Origin of the sequence: Microbacterium sp. SORGH_AS_0888, assembly GCF_030818905.1 — a bacterium.
GTDB lineage: Bacteria > Actinomycetota > Actinomycetes > Actinomycetales > Microbacteriaceae > Microbacterium.
Window position 1 is genome coordinate 23,512 of sequence record NZ_JAUTAZ010000001.1, and the last position, 18,665, is coordinate 42,176.

Annotated in this window: 17 protein-coding genes and 1 pseudogene; 13 read left to right on the forward strand and 5 right to left on the reverse strand. The window is 73.5% G+C overall.

Annotated elements, in window-relative coordinates:
* Positions 1–19 precede the first annotated feature (19 nt).
* The 8 genes and pseudogenes from QE381_RS00105 (at position 20) to QE381_RS00135 (ending at position 7,533) form a co-directional block, all read left to right on the forward strand.
* Positions 20–1,042: a BMP family protein gene (locus QE381_RS00105; protein ID WP_307214384.1), complete on the forward strand. Its 1,023-nt coding sequence runs from the start codon at positions 20–22 to the stop codon at positions 1,040–1,042.
* On the forward strand, positions 1,042–2,574 hold the full coding sequence (locus QE381_RS00110; protein ID WP_307214385.1) for an ABC transporter ATP-binding protein: 1,533 nt from the start codon (positions 1,042–1,044) through the stop codon (positions 2,572–2,574). The genes QE381_RS00105 and QE381_RS00110 overlap by 1 nt, the downstream gene beginning before the upstream one ends.
* The gene (locus QE381_RS00115) at positions 2,571–3,851 is read left to right on the forward strand and encodes an amidohydrolase family protein (RefSeq protein ID WP_307214387.1); all 1,281 of its coding nucleotides are present in this window, start codon (positions 2,571–2,573) and stop codon (positions 3,849–3,851) included. Before QE381_RS00110 ends, QE381_RS00115 begins: the two co-directional genes overlap by 4 nt.
* Positions 3,793–4,383: an adenine deaminase C-terminal domain-containing protein gene (locus tag QE381_RS00120; protein WP_307214389.1), complete on the forward strand. Its 591-nt coding sequence runs from the start codon at positions 3,793–3,795 to the stop codon at positions 4,381–4,383. The genes QE381_RS00115 and QE381_RS00120 overlap by 59 nt, the downstream gene beginning before the upstream one ends.
* Positions 4,380–5,483, forward strand: coding sequence for an ABC transporter permease (locus tag QE381_RS00125; RefSeq protein WP_307214391.1), 1,104 nt, complete (start codon positions 4,380–4,382; stop codon positions 5,481–5,483). Before QE381_RS00120 ends, QE381_RS00125 begins: the two co-directional genes overlap by 4 nt.
* A pseudogene (locus tag QE381_RS17790) lies at positions 5,480–5,977 on the forward strand (hypothetical protein); the annotation flags it as partial. The gene QE381_RS00125 and the pseudogene QE381_RS17790, both read left to right, overlap by 4 nt.
* 16 nt (positions 5,978–5,993) lie before the next feature.
* Entirely contained in the window at positions 5,994–6,398 is a 405-nt protein-coding gene (locus tag QE381_RS00130; RefSeq protein ID WP_307214393.1) for a hypothetical protein, read from the forward strand.
* Between the two features lie 28 nt (positions 6,399–6,426).
* A complete protein-coding gene (locus tag QE381_RS00135) occupies positions 6,427–7,533 on the forward strand; it encodes an acyl-CoA dehydrogenase family protein (protein ID WP_307214395.1) in 1,107 nt (368 codons plus the stop codon).
* A 62-nt stretch (positions 7,534–7,595) separates the two neighbouring features.
* Here the strand turns inward: QE381_RS00135 and QE381_RS00140 are convergent, their stop codons facing one another.
* From QE381_RS00140 to QE381_RS00150, 3 genes are all read right to left on the reverse strand, one after another.
* Entirely contained in the window at positions 7,596–8,546 is a 951-nt protein-coding gene (locus tag QE381_RS00140; protein ID WP_307214397.1) for a hypothetical protein, read from the reverse strand.
* A gap of 145 nt (positions 8,547–8,691) precedes the next feature.
* Positions 8,692–9,675: a glycosyltransferase family 2 protein gene (locus tag QE381_RS00145; RefSeq protein WP_307214399.1), complete on the reverse strand. Its 984-nt coding sequence runs from the start codon at positions 9,673–9,675 to the stop codon at positions 8,692–8,694.
* A gap of 46 nt (positions 9,676–9,721) precedes the next feature.
* Complete coding sequence (locus QE381_RS00150; RefSeq protein WP_307214400.1) at positions 9,722–10,975, reverse strand: O-antigen ligase family protein; 1,254 nt, start codon at positions 10,973–10,975, stop codon at positions 9,722–9,724.
* A gap of 41 nt (positions 10,976–11,016) precedes the next feature.
* Here QE381_RS00150 and manA point away from each other — a divergent pair, with 41 nt between their 5' ends.
* The 4 genes from manA (at position 11,017) to QE381_RS00170 (ending at position 17,016) form a co-directional block, all read left to right on the forward strand.
* Positions 11,017–12,165, forward strand: coding sequence for a mannose-6-phosphate isomerase, class I (manA, locus tag QE381_RS00155; RefSeq protein WP_307214402.1), 1,149 nt, complete (start codon positions 11,017–11,019; stop codon positions 12,163–12,165).
* Between the two features lie 186 nt (positions 12,166–12,351).
* Positions 12,352–12,678, forward strand: a complete 327-nt coding sequence (locus QE381_RS00160; RefSeq protein ID WP_307214403.1) for a WhiB family transcriptional regulator — start codon at positions 12,352–12,354, stop codon at positions 12,676–12,678.
* Between the two features lie 70 nt (positions 12,679–12,748).
* Positions 12,749–15,616, forward strand: a complete 2,868-nt coding sequence (locus tag QE381_RS00165; protein WP_307214405.1) for a glycosyltransferase family 2 protein — start codon at positions 12,749–12,751, stop codon at positions 15,614–15,616.
* Positions 15,613–17,016, forward strand: a complete 1,404-nt coding sequence (locus tag QE381_RS00170) for a DUF5719 family protein (protein WP_307214407.1) — start codon at positions 15,613–15,615, stop codon at positions 17,014–17,016. Before QE381_RS00165 ends, QE381_RS00170 begins: the two co-directional genes overlap by 4 nt.
* A gap of 73 nt (positions 17,017–17,089) precedes the next feature.
* On the opposite strand, the gene QE381_RS00175 is transcribed toward QE381_RS00170, so the two are convergent.
* Positions 17,090–17,527, reverse strand: coding sequence for a metallopeptidase family protein (locus tag QE381_RS00175; RefSeq protein WP_307214409.1), 438 nt, complete (start codon positions 17,525–17,527; stop codon positions 17,090–17,092).
* A gap of 97 nt (positions 17,528–17,624) precedes the next feature.
* Here QE381_RS00175 and QE381_RS00180 point away from each other — a divergent pair, with 97 nt between their 5' ends.
* Positions 17,625–17,831 (forward strand): DUF3499 family protein, encoded by a 207-nt coding sequence (locus tag QE381_RS00180; RefSeq protein ID WP_307214411.1) that lies wholly within the window; start codon positions 17,625–17,627, stop codon positions 17,829–17,831.
* A 21-nt stretch (positions 17,832–17,852) separates the two neighbouring features.
* Here QE381_RS00180 and QE381_RS00185 read toward each other — a convergent pair whose 3' ends face one another.
* Positions 17,853–18,650, reverse strand: coding sequence for an RDD family protein (locus QE381_RS00185; RefSeq protein WP_307214413.1), 798 nt, complete (start codon positions 18,648–18,650; stop codon positions 17,853–17,855).
* Positions 18,651–18,665 lie beyond the last annotated feature (15 nt).

The window sequence follows — 18,665 nt, forward strand, 5'->3', positions numbered from 1 at the left end:
CACCCGAAAGGCACCACGCATGCGAAACCGACTCACCCCCCTGCTCTCGGCAGCAGCGCTCCTCGGCGCGGCCGCCCTCGCGCTCTCCGGCTGCTCCGGCACCGCCACCGGCGGCGGCACGGGCTCCGCCACGGCATCCGACGTGATCAAGGTCGGCGCCCTCACCCCGGGCAACGCCAACGACGGCGCCTTCAACCAGGCCCTCGCCGATGCCCTGAAGAAACTCCAGGACGAGGGGCTCATCACCTACGAGCTGCGCGAGCAGATGTCGGACCCCGCCAAGAGCGAGCCCGTCGTCGCCGACTTCGCCAGCCAGGGCTACGACCTCATCATCGGTCACGGGATCGAGCTCGGCGACGCGATCTTCTCGGTCGCCGCGGACCACCCCGACGTGCACTTCACCGCGTCCGGCGGCGACGACATCCTCGACAAGCACACCCCGAACGTCGAGACATGGACCTACTCCACCCCCGAGGTCGGATACCTCTCCGGGTACATCGCCGGCCTCACCCAGGCGTCCCCGATCGGACGCGTCGAGTCCATGGAGCTCGACTTCGTCAAGGCGACCGACCAGTTCTTCCAGAAGGGCGTGACCGCCGCCAACCCCGGAGCCCAGCTCCTCCCGGTCGTCTACGCCGGCAGCTTCGACGACGCCGAGGCCGCCGCCTCCGCCACGACCGGCCTCATCGGCCAGGGCGCGAAGCTCGTCTACACCACCGGCGACGGCATCGCCGCCGGTGTCGGCTCCGCCGCAGCCAAGGGCGGCGCGCTGAGCGTCGGCGTCTCCTCGGCCGCCGGCGCGAGCGCCCTCGCCAACAACGTCTCGACCGTCGACCTCGACATGTACCCGATCGTGAAGAACTGGGTCGAAGAGGTGAAGGCCGGGAAGTTCGGCGACAAGGGCGTGACCTCGACGCTCGAGAACGGTGGCATCGTCTATCAGGACATCAACACGGTCGGCGGGAAGGTCCCCGCCGACGTCAAGAGCAAGGTCGACGAGCTCATCACCGGCCTCAAGAACGGAAGCGTCACCATCTCCTGATGACCCACACCACCATCGAGACGGGCCGGGCCCTCGTGGCCCGGTCCGTCTCGAAGAGCTACGGACCCGTCCGCGCCCTCGTCGATGCCGACATCGACGTGCGGCCCGGGCGGGTGCACGCGATCGTCGGCGAGAACGGGGCGGGGAAGTCCACGCTCGCCAAGGTCATCGCGGGCATCGAGACGCCGGACGCCGCGCAGATGCGTCTCGACGAGGCGTCCTACGCCCCCCGCGACCGCGCCGAGGCCCGCGCACGCGGCGTCAACATGGTGCCGCAGCAGCTCAGCCTCGTCGGCGAGCTCAGTCTCGTCGAGAACCTGCTGCTCGTCGGCTCGGGCCGCATCGCACGGCGGGGCGCCGCCCGCGCCCTCCTGCGAGAGACGCTGCGACGCGCGGATGTCGAGGTCGACCTCGACGCGCCGACCTCGCGCCTGAGCCAGGCCCAGCGGCAGCTGGGTGAGATCATCGTGGCCCTGGCCGAGGGCGCGCAGATCCTCATCCTCGACGAGCCGACGGCGAGCCTCGGCCCGCTCGAGACGGGCGGCCTGTTCGCCCATCTGCGTGCGCTCTGCGCGCAGGGCACGGCGATCGTGCTCATCACCCACCGGCTCGACGAGGTGCGGGAGGTCGCCGACGACGTCACCGTCCTCTCCCACGGCCGGGTCGTGCACCACGGCGCCGCCACCGGGCTCAGCCCGGCCGAGATCGCCCGGCTCATGGTGGGCGAGCTGCCCGAGCCCGCGCCCCGCGCCGCGCGCACCCCCGGCGACGACGTGCTCGTCGCTCGCGGCGTGAGCGCCGCGAGCGACGCCGACGGCGCACTGCACGATGTCTCGCTCACTCTCCGCGCCGGAGAGGTCGTCGGCCTCGCCGGCGTCTCCGGCAGCGGCCAGAACCTCCTGCTCGACGTCCTCGCCGGTCTCACCCCGCCCACGGCGGGAACGGTCGAGCTCGACGGCGCACCCGTGACCGCCGCCGGCGCGCTCCGCGGCGGGGTCGCCTGGATCCCCGAGGAGCGCGCCGATGCGCTCGTGCCCACCATGGCGGCCGGGGAGACGCTCGACCTCTACCGCGCGGTCGCCGGCGCCCCCGCCGATCCGGAGTCCCGCCGCGCCACGCGCGCGGCCCGCCGCGAGCGGCAGACCGCCCAGATGCGTGCGTTCGACGTACGTCCGCCGCGGCCGCAGCTCGCCGCATCCGGCTTCTCCGGCGGCAACCAGCAGAAGCTGCTGATCGCCCGCGAGCTCGGCCGCTCCGGCGCCGGCGGCGGCGCGCCCCGGGCCGTCCTCGCCTACGGGCCGAGCCAGGGCCTCGACCTGCGGGCCGCCCAGGCCGTGCGCGAACGCGTCGTCGCCGCCGCGGAAGCGGGCGCGGCCGTGCTCGTGGCCTCCCACGACCTCGAAGAGCTGCTGCAGGTGTCCGACCGCATCCTCGTGATGTTCGGCGGCCGCCTCGTCGCCGACCTGCCCGCATCCCACGCCACGACGGAGAACCTGGGGCGCGCGATGGCCGGCCTCACGGAGGAGAAGTGACCGAGAAGACCGATCTCTACCCGACCGACGCGGAGCTCTCGCACCTGCGCGCGGTCGCGTCCGGCCGGGCACGGCCCGACCTCATCGTGCGCGGCGGCCTCGTGCTCTCGCCCGGCACGGAGGAGTGGCTCGAACGCGACGTCGTCATCGCGGGACGGCACATCGCGACCCTCACCGCCTGGGGTCACGTCGCGGATGCGGCGGCGGAGATCGACGCCACCGGTCAGCACGTGGTGCCCACCTTCATCGACGCCCATCTGCACATCGAGTACACGAACCTCACGCCCGGCGAGCTCGCGCGCCTGAGCGTCGCCCGCGGCACCACGACCGTGCTCACCGACCCCAACGGAGCGGCCAACGTCTGGGGCCCGCGCGGCATGGACCTCCTGCTCTCGACCCGCACGCCGCTGCGCATCTTCCAGCAGGTCTCGCCGACCACCCCCGCCTCGCTCGAGCTGGAACGCGGGGGAGCGGTCATCCCCGAGGAGACCGTGCGCGCCCGCCTGCGCGACGACGTCACCGCGACGCTCGGCGAGGGCAACCCGTTCGACTACGGGGAGGTCTCCACCGGACGCTTCCGCGAGGCGCTCGTGGCCGGCCGCCGCATCACGGGCCACACCGCCGCGCAGACGGAGGAGTCGCTCTGGGGCTACCTCGCCGCCGGCGTCGGCGACGACCACAACTCCGCGACCGTCGAGGAGGTGCTCGAACGCACGCGGCTCGGCGCCATGATCACGGTCATGGGCTCCTCGCTCACCGACAACACGGTCCCGCTGTTCGCCGACCTCGACGCGATCGCCCCGGCCCTGCGACACATGTGCTTCTGCGCCGACGACAAGCACGCGCTCGACCTCTCGACCTCCGGCCACATCGACCACCACGTGCGGCAGGCGATCCGTTTCGGCGTCGACCCCCCTCCTCGCCTACCGCATGGCTACCGTCACCCCGGCGCACTACTACCGCCTCGACCAGGTGCTCGGGCTCCTCGCGCCCTCCCGTCTGGCCGACCTCCAGCTCATCCCCGACCTCGCCGAGGTGCGGCCCTCGCTCGTGATCTCCGCGGGCGAGGTCGTCGCCCGCGACGGCGTCGCGCTGTTCGAGAACCACGATCCGATCCCCGACTGGGCGAAGGACACCGTGCACCTGCCCGACACGCTGGCGCCCGACGTGTTCGCCGTGCCTGCGCCCGGGGACGCGGACCTGGTCCGGGTGCGGGCGATGGAGATGTACAACGGCTACTTCAAACGCGCCTTCGACGCGCAGCTGGCCGTCCGTGACGGACTCGTGCAGACGGATGTCGACACCGACGTCCTGAAGATCGCGATCCTCGACCGTCACCACGCCGAGCACCACACCGGGATCGGGTTCGTGCGCGGGTTCGGCCTCCGCCGCGGCGCCATGGCGATCACCATGAACTGCCCCAACATGAACGTCGCCGTCGTCGGTGCCGATGACGCCTCCATGCTCCGCGCGGTCGAGGAGCTGCGGGCGATGGGCGGCGGCTTCGTGACGGTCGACGGCGACGAGGTCCTCGCGCGTGTGCCGCTGCCGGTGGGCGGCATGATGAGCGACGCGCCGTTCGAGGTCACCGCCGAGCTCCTCCGCGACGGGCACGCGGCCACCGCGGCGCTGGGGTGTCGCATCCCCTCCCCGTACATCATCCTGTCCTTCGTCGGGCTGTACGTCGTGCCCGATCTCGGCATCACCGAGCGCGGCCTCATCGACGTGGCCGGTCAGCAGTTCGTCGACGTCCTCCTGCCCGGACCTGTCGACGCCTGCGGGCACGGGCACACGGAGACGGCCCGATGAAGGCGCTCGCCTCCCGCCGCGCCCTCGTCGTGACCGGCGTCGTCGTCGCCGTGGTGCTCGTGGCGGCGCTGCTCATCGTCGCCGCGGGCGCCGACCCGCTGACGGGCCTGCGCGGGCTCGTCGAGGGCATCAGCAGCTCTCCCTACCGCGTGGGGGAGCTGCTGGTGGGCGCCGTCCCGGTCGCGATCATTGCGCTCACCCTCATCCCCGCCCTGCGCGCCGGCGTGTTCAGCGTCGGCGCCGAGGGCCAGATCATCGTGGGGGCGATCTTCGCCACGGCGGCCATCCTCGGCATCCGCGCCGTCCTCGGCGACGCGGCGCCGGGGATCGTGTACGGGCTCGTCGGCTTCCTCGCCGGCGCCGCGGGGGGCGCGCTCTTCGCCCTCGTCCCCGCGTTCCTCGCCGTGCGCTGGCACGTCGACGTCATCCTCTCCAGCCTGCTGCTGAACTACGTCGCCATCGGGCTGCTCGGCTGGTCTCTGCGCACCTGGCTCGCCTCGGGCGAGAAGACGGCGACGCCGCAGAGCGCGAAGCTCCCCGCCACCGCCGAGATCCCGCCCCTCATCCCCGGCACACGCGCCCACTGGGGGATCGTGCTGGCGCTGCTCATCGCCGTCGCGTTCTGGGTGTGGCAGCGCACGAGCGCCAGCACCCGGCTCATCGTCTTCGCGAGCCGTCCCGCGCTCGCCGCCCGGCTGGGCACGAGCAGGCCGCGCGCGATCTACACGACCCTCATCGTCTCGGGCCTCGGTGCCGGCGTCGTCGGCTGGATCCAGGTCGCGGGCATCGGCGGACGCCTGCTCGGCAGCGTCTCCGGCGGCGTCGGATTCTCCGGCGTCGCGGTCGCGCTCCTCGGCGCCCTCGTGCCTCCCGGGATCGTGCTGGCCGCCCTCTTCTTCTCCGCCCTCACGGCGGGGGCGGTGGGCATGCAGTCCGCCACCGGAACCGTGCCGTCCTCGATCGCGGAGGTCGTCAAGGGCGTGCTCGTGCTCGGCGTGGCCTGCATCGCCGCCGTGTCGCGGCATCCCGTCGTCCCGCCTGCGCAGGCGCCGACCGCCGCGGACGACGCCGAGACCGCACTCGAGGAGGGGGCCCGATGAGTCTCGACCTGTGGGTGTCGATCCTGGCGGGCGCCCTCGCGCTGTCCACCCCGCTCGTGCTCGCCGGCATCGGCGAGGGCTTCGTCGAACGGGCGGGACGGCTGAACCTCGGCATCGAGGGCATGATGATCCTCGGCGCGCTGGCCGGCGTGTTCGGCGCGAGCGTCGCCGGCCCGATCGTGGGTCTCGTGGCCGGAGCGGCCGTGGGCGTCGTGCTCGCACTCGTGATGAACCTCGCCGTCTATCGGCTGCACGCCAACGAGATCGTCGTGGGCCTGGCGATCACGATGCTCGGGCTCGGGCTCTCGACCTATCTCTTCCAGCTCTGGGTTCCCGCCGGGCACACGAACGTGAGCGTCGACACGCTGACGCCGATCCACCTCGGCGTGCTCTCCGACATCCCCGTCGTCGGTCCCGTGCTCTTCTCGCAGGGGCCGCTGTTCTACCTCGCGCTGCTGCTGCTCGTCGGCGCCTACGCCCTCAGCCGCTACACGCGCTTCGGCCTGCCGCGTGCGGGCGGTCGGCAGCGACCCCGCGGCGGCCGCCCTGCGCGGGGTTCGCACGACCCGCGTCGGCGCCGACGTGCTGCTGATCGGCGGCGCGCTCGCCGGCCTCGCGGGCGCGGCCATCACGGTCGGCTCGATCGGCTCGTTCACGCCCGACATCACCGCGGGCCGCGGCTACGTCGTGCTGGCCGTCGTGATCATGGGGCGGATGCGTCCCGTCGGTATCCTGCTGGGGGCGCTGCTGTTCGCCTTCCTCCAGAGCTTCGCGCTGCTCGCGCAGTCGACGCCCCTGCAGCTGCCGAGCGAGCTCTACCAGGCCCTCCCGTACGTCGTCACGCTCGTCGTGCTGGTGCTCACCTCGCGTGCGCAGCTCCGCCGCAGCATGCGGCTTCGCGCCCGCGCCGCCTGACCGCCCTTCGCCCGAAAGGATCCCGCTCATGCTCACCCGTCCCTCACCTGTCGCCGTCCCCGACTCCGAGGCCCACTGGGTCGACACCGTGGCCGCGCTCGCGAGCGGCTTCGCCGCGACGGTCGCGGACGACGATCGCGACGCGAGGCTCCCGATCGAGCACCTGCGCGCCCTCTCCGACAGCGGTCTGGATGCGGCCTTCCTGCCCGTCGCGCACGGCGGCGAAGCGCTCTCCTACGCCACGCTCGGCGCGGCCGTGCGGACCCTCGCCGCCGCCCACCCGGCCGTCGCGACCGTGTGGCTCATGCACATCGGCGCAGCGCACGCGCTCGTCTCGATGTCGCCGCCCGCCGAGGCCGCGTTCTTCGCGGACGAGCTGCGCGCCGGGCGCCGCTTCGCGAACGCGCTGTCGGAGCCCGCCGGCGGCAACCACTTCCTCGCCTCGCAGCAGGACGCGACGCCCGCCCTCGAGGGCTGGACCCTCACGGGCCGCAAGCTCTTCGTGTCGGGCTCGGAGGCGGCCGACCACCTCTTCCTCAACGCCCGCGTCGACGGGGCGCCCGGCTTCTTCGGCGTGACCGTGGACGACACGGTCTCGTTCCCGCCGATCGACGAGACCATGGGGATGCGGGCGACGCGGAGCCGCACGATCCTGTTCGACGCGACGCCCCTGCCGCGCACGCGTCTGTGCGGTCCGCCCGCGCCCGACTACGCGAACCTCATCACGGTCGGGTTCGGGTTCATCTCGATCGGGATCGCGGAGGCGGCGATCGACGCGCTCCTCGCCTACACGGCATCGAAGCCGGACCTCGCGGCGGCGGCCTGGGTGCGCGCGGAGACCGCGCTCGCCTGGGCCGAGCTGCGCGCGGCACGACTGCTCGCCGAGCAGACCGCCTGGCTCGCCGACATCCGCTCGCCCGAGGCGATGCCGGCCGCGACCGAGACGAAGATGCTCGCCAACGAGGTCGCGAAGAAGGCCGCTGCGCTTGCGCTCAAGGTGGGCGGCGGCAGCGGGTACCTGCTCCGCTCGCCGATCCAGCGGATCTTCCGCGACGCCCAGGCGGGTGCGCTGATGGCCTACTCGGTCCCGTTCAGCCAGGAGCTGGTCGGCGGCTGGGTGCTCGACGCCGGCTGATCCGCTGCCGAGCCGTCACAGAACGCGCCATACGAGCCCGGTTTGGCGCGTTTTGTGACGGCTCAGCGTCGTGAGGCGAGGTGACGCCGCAGCTGAGACACGAGCGCTGCCCGCGCGGGCCCCGACGCGAGGTCGCCGGCGGTGACCCGCAGCACGAGCCAACCGGCCTCCTGCAACGCCCGCACGCGGCGGATGTCGTGCCGCCACTGCTGCGCGTCGCTGCGGTGGTGGTCGCCCTCGTACTCCAGGTCGATCCGTGCGTCGCGGTACGCGAGATCGAGGAAGAACGTGCCGTCCGCGGTCACGACCCGCAGGCCGATCTCCGGCTCGGGCAGGCCCGCCCCGACGATCGTGAGCCGCAGCAGCGTCTCGCGCGGCGAGTCGACGCCTTCGCGGACATGGGGGAGCGCGCGGGCGAGCGCGACCGCGCCGCGGCGCGACCCGTGCTGCTCCGCGGCCGCCGCGAGGTCGGACACGGTGCAGCGGATGTCGGTGCGCCGGTCGCCGTACGCCCTGCGGCCGGAGACGAACGCATCGGCCACCGCGACGAGGTCGGCGTGCGTGAGGAGTCCGCGGCGCGAGACCGCGTCCGCCGCGAGCTGACACCACGCCGTCGCCGGTGCGACCACGAGGAAGCCCCACGGTGAGCGCACGACCGGCAGATCGGGCGGGCCCTCGTGCGCGCGGACGCCGACGCGCCGCATCCGCCCGCCGCCGAGCGAGGTGACCTCGAGCGGTCGCTGCGGCGCAGTGAAGGGAGAGGGAAGCGGCGCGCCGAAGAGGGCGGCCGCGGTCGCGTGGCTGATCGCGTGGCGGTCGGCGAGCAGCAGGCCGAGGGCCGCGCAGCGCGCGGAGAGGACGTCGAGGTCGACGCCGGCGGCGCGGACGCCGTGGAACGGATGCTGCAGGTCACGGCCGCGCAGTCTGCCGGGGCCGAGGCCCAGCCGCATCCCCTCACCGACCGTGAACGCCCGCGCGTGCACCTCGTGCGGGAGGGGGATACGCCGTGGCATGCCCCGATCCTGCGTCGCGCCGCCCCGCCGCGCGCCGCGCTGTCCACACCCTCACGCGGCCCGAGCCGTCACAAAACGCGCGAAAACCCCGGGCGGAAGCGCGAAAAGTGACGGCTCGGCGCGCGGGCTGGGGAGGAGAGGCCGCTCAGACCAGCGGCGGCATCGGACGCCACGAGCGGTCGCGCGCGATGCGGCGGCCGTCGCGGAGCCCGCGGAACAGGTGCGACGTGCCGCGCAGCGTGCGCTCGACGACGGCGAGGCGGATGAGCTCCTTGGCGAACGTGAGGGTCGTCCCCAGTGCGAAGAGCGGTGCGTTGTAGGCGCCCAGCGACCGGTAGTACTGCTTGATGTGCGCGCGATTGCGCATGATGTAGTAGCGGTACGCGTCGCTCGACGCGTTCATGTGCCGGATGCCCATGTCCCACTGCTTGATCTCGCGCGTGCGGCGCAGCACGAACTCGTTGACGATGACGGATGTCGTCTGCCGCGACGCGAGCCAGCCGTACATCTGGTCGTCCCAGTAGATGAAGAAGCGCGGGTCGGGGAAACCGATGCGGCTCACGATGTCGCGGTGGATGAACATGCCCTCGAAGCAGCCCGAGTTCATCTCCTTGAAGCCCGACTCGTCGAAGCCCGCCGGGGCGAACGGGATCGGGATCCCCATGCGGTCGGCGATGCGGTACTGCCAGTAGAACTCGCTGCCGTCGAAGTCGTAGCGGCGTCCCTGGATGCTCTTGAACCGCGGCGCCCACTTCCCCATCTTGGCCAGGCCGTCGGGGATCACCTCGACGTCGTCGTCCATGACCCAGATCCAGGTCGAGCCGAGCTCGTACGCGGTCTGCATGCCCGCGCTGAACCCTCCGGACCCGCCGGTGTTCGTCTCCAGCCGCCGGTAGACCAGCTCGGTGCCCAGCCGCTCGCGGAACGACTCGACGAGCTCGGTCGTGTCGTCGGTCGAGGCGTTGTCGATGATCACGACGTGCCCGGGCTTCGGGTCCATCCGCTCGATCGACTCGAGCAGTCGCGACAGAAGCGCCGACCGGTTGTAGGTGACGACCGCGATCGTCGCACTCGCGGGATCGAAGGGGGTCGTCGTGGGCGCGTCAAGACGTTCGGATGCGGCGGCCATAGCCCGTCGATCCTACCCTGCGCACCGCACGCGTCCCTGCGCGCCCTCAAGGGCGAACGCGGTCGCCGCGCTCGATCGCGGCGGACTGCTCGGCCGGGCCGACGCCCACGAGCGGAGCCTGGGTGATCTTGGTGCCGAGGGCGACCACCAGCATCCACCCCCAGAGCAGGGGCGGGCCGGAGTCGGTCAGTCCCGTCACGAGCAGGATCGTCGCCGTGAGGGTCGGCAGCAGCGTGAGCGACGAGTACGGACGCTCGGCGTCCAGGTCGAAGCGCGGGCGGTCGATCGCGAAGAACCAGGCGCGCCAGACGAACGACACGGCGATCCCCGCCATCAGCACGAGCCCGACGACGCCGAGCCGGGCGAACGCCTCGGCCCACACGTTCCGTGCCTGTGCGACCGTCTCGCCCTGGCTCACGACCCAGCCGTCGAAGACGGCGTCACGGGCCAGCCAGATCGCGAGCGCACCCGCGACGCCGACGGCGGCGAAGAGCACGTAGTACCTCGTGCGACCGCCCGCGCGCCGCACGGTGCGCATGAGCAGCACGGTGCCGAGGACCAGCGCGACGGCGCCCGCGGCGATGTAGGCGGTCGAGGATGCGGCGCGCAGCAGGAGGAACACGGCCACGGCGATCCACAGGCCGGGCGCGACGCGTCGACCGGGCTTCGCGGCCATGAGGATCGCGAACAAGACGATGCCGAGCAGGGCGACGGCCGCCAGCAGGTTCGCATCGCCGAACACGCCCTGGATCGGCCCGCCGCGCAGCAGATCGTCCTGAGACCAGTAGTCGGCGGGCTCGTGCGCACCCGTCGGCAGCCGGAAACCCGGCAGCAGCGGGCCGCCGACGAACAGCGAAACGATGAGCTCGAAGACCAGTGACAGCCCCAGCGCCCATTGCACGGCGGTGGCCAGGGCCCCCACGAGCTCGCGCCAGGTCAGCACCGCCGCCACGAACAGTCCCTGCAGCGTCGTGACGGCCAGCAGGAGCCAGCCCGACACGGCGGCGGGGGTCCACAGCAGGGAGAGTGCGGCCCACAGCACGTAGGCCAGCACGAACCAGGGCAGTCGCCGCCCGTCGAACGGCGGACGCCGCGTCGCCCAGACGATGCCGGACACGACGGCGGCCCCCACCGCCACCACGGTCGCCGCCACGGGCCCGACGGCGTGGATCCACGCGACCGCCGACACCGCGAGGAAGAGCACGAAAGCGCACCACGCGCGCAGCAGCAGATGCCCCGTCCGTTCGCGTTCCGGAGCCGACGGGACGGGCCATGCCGGATGCCGGGAGTGCACTGCCATGATGGCCTCAGGCTAGTGCGTCCCGCCCCTATGCTGTGGGTGTGCTGGCACTCCTCGAGAACGACCCGCGCGACTACGCGTGGGGGTCCGCGACGCTCATCGCCCGGCTGCAGGGCCGTGAGCCCACCGGTCGGCCGGAGGCGGAGGTGTGGTTCGGGGACCATCCCGGATCGCCCGCGCGTCTGGCGGGGGCGGGCACGCTCGACGCGTGGCTGGATGCCCACGCCGGCGGCGCACGACTGGGCTACCTGCTGAAGCTGCTCGCGGCCGCCTCGCCGCTGTCGATCCAGGTGCACCCCTCGAAGGCCCAGGCCGAGGCCGGGTTCGCCGCCGAGACCGCCGCCGGCATCCCGCTCGATGCGGCCGGCCGCAACTACCGCGACGACAACCACAAGCCCGAGGTGATCGTCGCCGTCAGCAGCCGCTTCGAGGCTCTCGCCGGCCTGCGGGAGGTGGCGGCGACCCGCCGGCTCCTCGCCGGGCTGGGCGAGTCCGCGGGCGTCACGGCGGTGCGCGAGCGATTGAGGGGACCGGATGCGGAGGCGCTCCGCGACACCCTCGGGTGGCTGCTCTCCGGCGAGGCCGGGAGCGAGGTGGACGACGTCATCGCGTCGCTGGCGACCGCCGAGTCGGACGAGTTCGCGGCCGAGCTCGCGGTCGCCCGTCGGATCGCGGCCGCGTACCCCGGGGATCCGGGCGTCGTGGTCGCGCTCCTCATGAACCTCGTGGTCCTGCAGCGCGGCGAGGCGATCTTCGCCCCCGCGGGCAGCCTGCACGCCTACCTCGACGGTCTCGGGGTCGAGCTCATGGCCGCGAGCGACAACGTGCTGCGCGGCGGGCTCACCCCGAAGCACATCGACGTCCCCGAGCTGCTCCGCGTGGTCGACACGACGCCGGCCGCCCCGCCGCGGATCCTGCCCGAGCCGGTGTCGGACGGTGTCGAGGCCTTTCGGCCCGGCATCCCCGACTTCGAGCTGTGGCGGGTGCGGGCCGATGAGGCCGCGCCGCGCACGCTCGCGCTGCACGGTCCGGCGATCGTGCTCGCGGTCGGGGGAGCCGTGCGGGTGAACGGCCGCTCGGGCGAGACGGTGGAGCTGACGCCGGGCACGGCGGCCTTCGCCACGCAGGACGAGTCCGAGCTGGTGGTCTCCGGCGCCGGAGAGGTCTTCGTGGCACTGCCCGGACGCTGACCGGCGGCTGACTCGGATCGCTGCGAAAGGCGCCAGGGTTAACCCTGAACGACACGCCGACGGCGCGTCGTGAAGGTTCAATGCGCGGTTGAGGCTTTACGATCCGCGACTTGACCCAGACGAATCACACCTGTGTAATTTACCCATCGCGGATTCCGCGGATCGCTGAACGGATGGGAGAGCAGAATGACGGGCGCAGGCTACCGTTCGGGCGTTCCCGAGAATTGGTTCGTCGATCCGGTCTTCCTCGGCGTGCCCGGCGTCCGTCGCGCCGCACCGGGTGAAGACGACAACCCGCTCGCCTGGCAGACCGACGCGCTGTGCGCGCAGACCGACCCCGAGGCGTTCTTCCCCGAGAAGGGCGGCTCGACCCGCGACGCGAAGCGCATCTGCACGTCGTGCGATGTCCGTGGCGAATGTCTCGACTACGCCCTCCAGAACGATGAGCGTTTCGGGATCTGGGGCGGTCTCAGCGAGCGCGAGCGCCGCAAGCTCAAGCGGCGCGCGAGTTAACCCGCCGTCTTCGGCGTTTCCGGCGCGTACGCTCCGTCGTCGCTGCCGCTCCGCCTAGGCTGACTCCGCTATGCCCGCCCGTGTCCACGCCCTGCTCGTCGTCCGTCCGGACGACCGCACGTCGACCGCCGCCCATCTGGAACGCACGCTCGAGGCGTTGCGCGCGCAGACCCGGCCGGTCGATGCGCTCACGATCGTGCTGTGCGATCCGGATGCCGCCGTCACCGAGCTCGCGCGTTCGTCGGGGGCCGAGGGCGTCATCACGGCGTCAGCCGCGACCGCCTACGCCAGTGCGGTGCGCATGGCGGCACCGCGGCTCTCCGGCGACGCCGTCTGGCTGCTCGCGCAGGACACGGCTCCCGAGCCGACGGCCCTCTCCGAGCTGAGCGCCGCGCTCGAGCTCGCCCCGCTGCTCGCGGTCGTGGCGCCCAAGCTCGTCGGCTGGGAGGAACGCAGCCAGATCGTCTCCCTGGGCGTGTCCATGACGCGCTTCGGCCGTGCCGTCGGCCTCGCCGACGGCGAGCTCGACCAGGGTCAGTACGACGCCGACGCCGACGCCGACGTGCTCGGCGCCGACGTGCGCGGCATGCTCGTGCGGATGCCGGTGTGGCAGCAGCTCGACGGCCTCGACCCCGCCCTCGGCGGCGCGGACGAGGGACTCGATCTCGGCGTACGAGCCCACCTCGCGGGGCACCGTGTCAGCGTTATCACCGCGGCGCGCGTCGCGGTGGCCGGCGACGGCACGGCGGGTCTCCCGGCGCCGACGACGAGGCGCCGCCGCCGCAAGGTCGCGTACGCGACGCGACTCGCCCAGCTGCACCGACGTCTCGTCTATGCGCCGGCTCCCGCCGTCCCGCTGCACTGGCTCTCGCTCCTCGTGCTCGCCGTCTGGCGTGCGGCGGCGGCGCTCGTGTCCAAGCAGCCCTCGCGTGTCCTGCCGGAGTGGGGCGCCTCGATCGTCGTGTTCTGGCGCTGGGCGAGCGTCGCGCGCGCTCGTCGCCGCATCCGTCGCACCCGAGCGAGCAGCTGGACCTCCTTCGCCGCGCTCCGCATCTCGCGGTCGCAGCTGCGTCAACGCCTCGACGCCGACGGCGACGCGGATGCCGCATCCCGCCCGGTGCGCGAGGAGCTGCGGTTCTTCACCGGCGGCGCCGCGTGGATCGTGCTCGCCGCGGTCGTGGTGTCGTTGGCCGCGTTCCCCGCACTCCTGGCCTGGCCCGTGCTGGGCGGCGGTGCGCTCGCGCCGCTGTCGGCCACCGTCTCGCAGCTGTGGGCGGAGGCGGGCTACGGCCTCCGCTCGATCGGTCTGGACACGACCGGCCCCGCCGACCCCTTCGCCGCCCTGCTCGCGCTCATCGGCAGCGTCTGGCCGTTCGACCCGTCGCGCGCGCTCGTGCTGCTCTGGCTCGCCGCCGTGCCGCTCGCCGTGCTCGGCGGCTGGTTCGCGGCCACCCGGGTGACGAGCAGGTCGTTGCTGCGCAACACCGGCGCGGTCCTCTGGGCGCTCGCGCCGACGTTCTGGATCGCTCTCGGCGACGGGCGTCCCGCCGTGGTCATCGCGCACCTCCTGCTGCCCTGGCTGTTCTATGCGGGTGCCGTCGCCCACCGATCGTGGGCGGCCGCCGGCGCGGCCTCGCTGCTCCTGGCCGGGGTGCTGGCCTGCGTGCCCTCGTCGGCTCCGGCGCTCATCGTGCTCTGGGCGCTGACGGTCATGCTGACGCTGGTCGCGCGGCGCGGCGCGGGCGTGGCGCACATCGTCTGGATCGGCGTCCCCGCCATCGCGATGTTCGCGCCGCTCGTGTGGACGCAGCTGCGAGCGGGCTCGCCGTGGGCGCTCGTCGCCGACCCGGGTGTGGTCGTCGGCTCCGGGAGCCCGGCAGGCGCGGCGACCCGTCTCGCCCTCGCAGCAGGCTTCCCCGACGACGGCTACGGCGGCTGGGCACGTCTGCTCGAAGGCGGCGCGGTCAGCCTCCCGGGCTGGACGGCGGCCCTGCTCGTCGCCCCGCTCGTCGCGGCCGCGCTCCTGTCTCTGCTCACGCCGCGGTGGATGGTCGCCGCCGTCGCGCTCGTCGTGACGATGCTCGGTCTGGGCACCGCCTTCGTCGCGGTCGGCGTTCAGGTCTCGCACACCGCGACGGGCGACCCGGCGTCGCTCTGGCCCGGCGGAGCGCTCAGTCTCGCCTGGCTCGGACTCTGCGCCGCGGCGATCATCGCCCTCGACGCCGGCCTGCCGTACCGGGACCGGAGACTGCGTCCGATCGGCGCGGCCGTGCTCATGGCGACCCTGGCGATCGCGGTGCTGCCCGCCGCGACATCCGTCGTCCGCGATCGCGCGCCGCTGCAGAACGGGCCGGCGTCCACGCTTCCCGCCTATGTGGCCGCGCAGGGTCGCGGCGATGCGGTCCCCGGGACGCTCGTCATCACCCCGCTCGCCGACGGATCGGTCGCCGCTCGGGTCGTCTGGGGTGCCAGCGACACGCTCAACGGACAGTCCACGGTCCTCGCGACGCGGACGAGCGCGACGCCCGCCGACGAGGAGGTGGCCCAGCTCGTGGCCGATCTCGTGACCCCCACCGCCGAGGACGCGGTCGGGCGGCTCGCCGAACGCGGCATCCGCTTCGTCGTCGTCAGCCCGGCCGTCGACGGCGAGACCGACCGCGCGCGGGCGCTGCGGCTCACCGCCACCACGGCCCTCGACCAGCGCAACGAGCTCGACGACGTGGGAGCGACCCCGAAGGGCACGCTCTGGCGGGTCACGGCGGATGTCGCCCCCCGCGCCGCCGCCCCCGACCCGCATCTGGGCGCCGTCATCACGATCGTGCAGCTGCTGGTCGTCGCCGCTGCGCTGCTGCTCTCCGTCCCCACCGCGACCTCGCGTCGGCAGGCCCGTCGCACCTCGCGGATGGTCGGCCCCCGCGCCCGTGAGGAGGAGCGATGACCGAGCGCAGGGTGCGTGCCTGGGCCGTGACCAGCACGAGGCTCGTCGTGGGCGCCGCGGCCGCCGCGGGCCTGGTGCTCGTCACGGTGTTCGCCGTCGCCGCGCCGTGGCCCGGACACGCGGCTGCCCCCGTCGCCGTCACGGCCACCCCCGCGGCCGCGGACACCGTGCTGGCCTGCTCCGGCCCGCTCGTCGCGCTCGGACGCAACCGCACGGATGCGGCCCAGCTCACCCAGGCGGCCGCGCAGTCGGTCGTCTCGGCCACGGACGGCGCTGCCGCCCAGCAGAGCGCTCTCACCCCGTCGCCGGCCGTGTCGGGCGGCGCCGGGGGTGCGAGCTTCTCGGCGTCGCCGCGGGGCGGCGTTCCGGTGGATGTCGCGGCGGCGGGATCGGCGTCGGTCGAGGCCGACGACCTCCGCGGCTTCGCGGCATCCGCCTGCCGGCCGGCGCTGACCGAGTCCTGGCTCATCGGCGGGGCGACCACGGTCGGCACCTCCGACCTCGTCGTGCTGTCCAACCCCGGCACGGTCCCCGCGACGGTCGACATCACGGTCTACACCGCGACGGGCGCGGAGGTCCCCACCGGGGGCAGCGGCATCGTCGTCGCTCCGGGCATGCAGCGCATCCTGCCGCTGTCCGGGATCGTCCCCGGCGCGAAGGCGCCCGTGCTGAGGGTCACCGCGACCGGCGCGCCCGTCGCCGCGGCGCTGCAGTCCAGCATCATCCGCACGCTCCTCCCGGGCGGCGTCGACGTCATGTCCGCGACCGCGCAGACCTCGACCCGGGTCGTCGTCCCCGGCGTCGTCGTGCCGCCCTCGGCCGTCACGACGACGGGCGGGCTCGCGACGACGATCGCCCGCATCCTCTCGCCTCAGACCGACACCGCCGCGACCGTGACGGTCGACGCGCCCGACGGGACCCAGGTCTCGACGCGCCAGGTGCCCCTGACCGCGGGAGTACCGCTCGAGGTCGAGCTGACCGGGCTCCCGGCCGGCACGTACACCGTCACGGTCTCCGCCGGGGCGGGGGTGCTCGCGGCGGTCTGGCAGACCACGGGTTTCGGACAGGGCGACGACTTCGCGTGGTACTCGTCGGCGCCCGAGGTGTCGGCCGACACGCTCGTCGCCGTCCCCGACGGCCCTGCGCCGACCCTGGTCGTGACGGCGACGGGCCAGACGCGCGTGAGCGTCACCCCGGTCGCGGGCGGCTCGACCCAGACCTCGGTGCTGACCGCCGGCTCGTCCGCGGTGCTCCCACTCGCGCCCGGCACGGTCTATCGGCTCTCGTCCGGCGGCGTGCCGGTGCACGCGCAGCTGTCGTACTCCGGGACCGGCCAGCTCGCCGCCGTGCCGGTGTGGTCGGCGGGGGCCGCCGCATCCGCGCTCACGGTGATCCCGTAGCCGGGCTCGGCGAGCCGTCACATATCGCGCGAAAACCCGCGTTCTATGCGCGGAAAGTGACGGGTCGGCGCGCTCAGAAGAAGCGGAAGCGTTCGGGCCCGAGGTCCCACGGGTCGCGATCGAGGTATTCGGCGGCGGCGCGGAAGACGCAGCTCTCGACCATCATCCGCCGATGGGCCTCGTCGTTGCGGTGCAGGTGGCCCAGCCGCTCGATCGGCAGGCGGTAGAGCACGATGCGCTTCTCCTCCGTCGAGACGCTCCAGCGGGGGATGCCCTCGTCGTCCGTCGCGGGCGGCATGTCGGCGATCTCGAAACGCACCTCACGCAGGTCGGCCCATGCCCCGCGGAGGAACTCGGCCGCGCTCCCGACCGAGAGGTCGAAGCGGTCGACGCGCGTCTCGAGCGGGGGGAGCGGCGGGCGGACCACGGGGCTGCGTCCGACGCGGCCGTGCCGGCCGTGGCGGGAGGGCAGGGCCCGCGACACGCTCGATCTGCTCCTGCGGCGCACCATGGCCCCATCCTAGGCCGACCGCCCCCGCACCCGGCCGGGGTGAGCGGATGCGGCGCGGCGAGGCCGCGACATCCGTCGCCGGAGCTAGGGTCGGGGGGTGGGTGACAGACTGTGCTCCAAAGTGGGCTGTGCGCGTGAGGCCGTGGCGACGCTGACGTACGACTACGGCGACCAGATGGCGGCCATCGGTCCCCTGGGCCGCGCCGGGGACCCGCACGCGCACGACCTCTGCGCCATCCACACCGACCGGCTGTCCGTGCCGAAGGGCTGGCTCGTCGTCCGCCACGAGACCCTGCGCGTCTAGTCGCCCGCGACCCCGCGTGAGCTAGCGCAGGAGAGCGGCGGCGCGCGCGTCGCGTGCCCGGACCGCGTGCAGCTCGCGCGCGTAGCGCACGGCCGCGACGCCCCGCAGGAACGTCTCGGCATCCACGGCGGGAACGGGCGACACGTGCGTGCGGGTCTCCGCGGCGAGGTCCGTCGCGATCCGGTGGCGCGCCGCCGGATCCAGCTGCGGGGCCTGCGCCACGAACGACGCGAGCCGCCGAGCAAGCGGCAGGGGCAGGGCGGCGACATCCGCGACCCTGGCCCAGTCCGCGAGGACGGGCGGCATCGCCGGCACGCGCGCCACCAGCCGCGGTGCGCGTGTGCGCTCCGCATAGGTTCCGGCCACCAGATCCCCGAGGCGCTGCGCGCGCGGCGTGAACAGCCCGACGATCGCGGCGACGGCGCCCGCCGTCATCCAGATCTCCAGCACGCCGACGAGCGCACGCAGCAGCGCATGGCGGAACCCGGCGGCGCCGCCGTCGGCGCGCACGATGCGGCCGCCGACGGCGAGCTTGCCGAGGCTGCGCCCTCCCGACACGGTCTCGACGACCGTGGGGAGCACGACGGCGACCATCACGAGCAGCACGATCGTGAGGATGGGCAGCAGGGACGGATCCAGGCCCTGCTCGCTCGTCCACACCACCACGAGCACGAAGACGACCACGAGCGCGACGCCGGCGAGCAGATCGATGAGCGCGCCGAGGGCCCGCAGCAGGAAGCCGACCGGCTGCACGTCGAGCGCGACCGCCTCGCCGGTCAGGATCTCGTCCTGGGCGATGTCGGCGATCTCGACGGCCATGCCTAGAGTGAATCA

Excerpts from the sequence above, each read along its gene's own strand:
- QE381_RS00150 (WP_307214400.1), bottom strand. The coding sequence starts at position 10,975 with ATGGCAGTGCACTCCCGGCATCCGGCATGGCCCGTCCCGTCGGCTCCG.
- QE381_RS00160 (WP_307214403.1), top strand. The coding sequence starts at position 12,352 with ATGACGGGCGCAGGCTACCGTTCGGGCGTTCCCGAGAATTGGTTCGTC.
- QE381_RS00140 (WP_307214397.1), bottom strand. The coding sequence starts at position 8,546 with ATGCCACGGCGTATCCCCCTCCCGCACGAGGTGCACGCGCGGGCGTTC.
- QE381_RS00175 (WP_307214409.1), bottom strand. The coding sequence starts at position 17,527 with ATGGTGCGCCGCAGGAGCAGATCGAGCGTGTCGCGGGCCCTGCCCTCC.
- QE381_RS00170 (WP_307214407.1), top strand. The coding sequence starts at position 15,613 with ATGACCGAGCGCAGGGTGCGTGCCTGGGCCGTGACCAGCACGAGGCTC.
- QE381_RS00145 (WP_307214399.1), bottom strand. The coding sequence starts at position 9,675 with ATGGCCGCCGCATCCGAACGTCTTGACGCGCCCACGACGACCCCCTTC.
- QE381_RS00135 (WP_307214395.1), top strand. The coding sequence starts at position 6,427 with ATGCTCACCCGTCCCTCACCTGTCGCCGTCCCCGACTCCGAGGCCCAC.
- QE381_RS00110 (WP_307214385.1), top strand. The coding sequence starts at position 1,042 with ATGACCCACACCACCATCGAGACGGGCCGGGCCCTCGTGGCCCGGTCC.
- QE381_RS00105 (WP_307214384.1), top strand. The coding sequence starts at position 20 with ATGCGAAACCGACTCACCCCCCTGCTCTCGGCAGCAGCGCTCCTCGGC.
- QE381_RS00185 (WP_307214413.1), bottom strand. The coding sequence starts at position 18,650 with ATGGCCGTCGAGATCGCCGACATCGCCCAGGACGAGATCCTGACCGGC.
- QE381_RS00120 (WP_307214389.1), top strand. The coding sequence starts at position 3,793 with ATGGAGATGTACAACGGCTACTTCAAACGCGCCTTCGACGCGCAGCTG.
- QE381_RS00165 (WP_307214405.1), top strand. The coding sequence starts at position 12,749 with ATGCCCGCCCGTGTCCACGCCCTGCTCGTCGTCCGTCCGGACGACCGC.
- QE381_RS00125 (WP_307214391.1), top strand. The coding sequence starts at position 4,380 with ATGAAGGCGCTCGCCTCCCGCCGCGCCCTCGTCGTGACCGGCGTCGTC.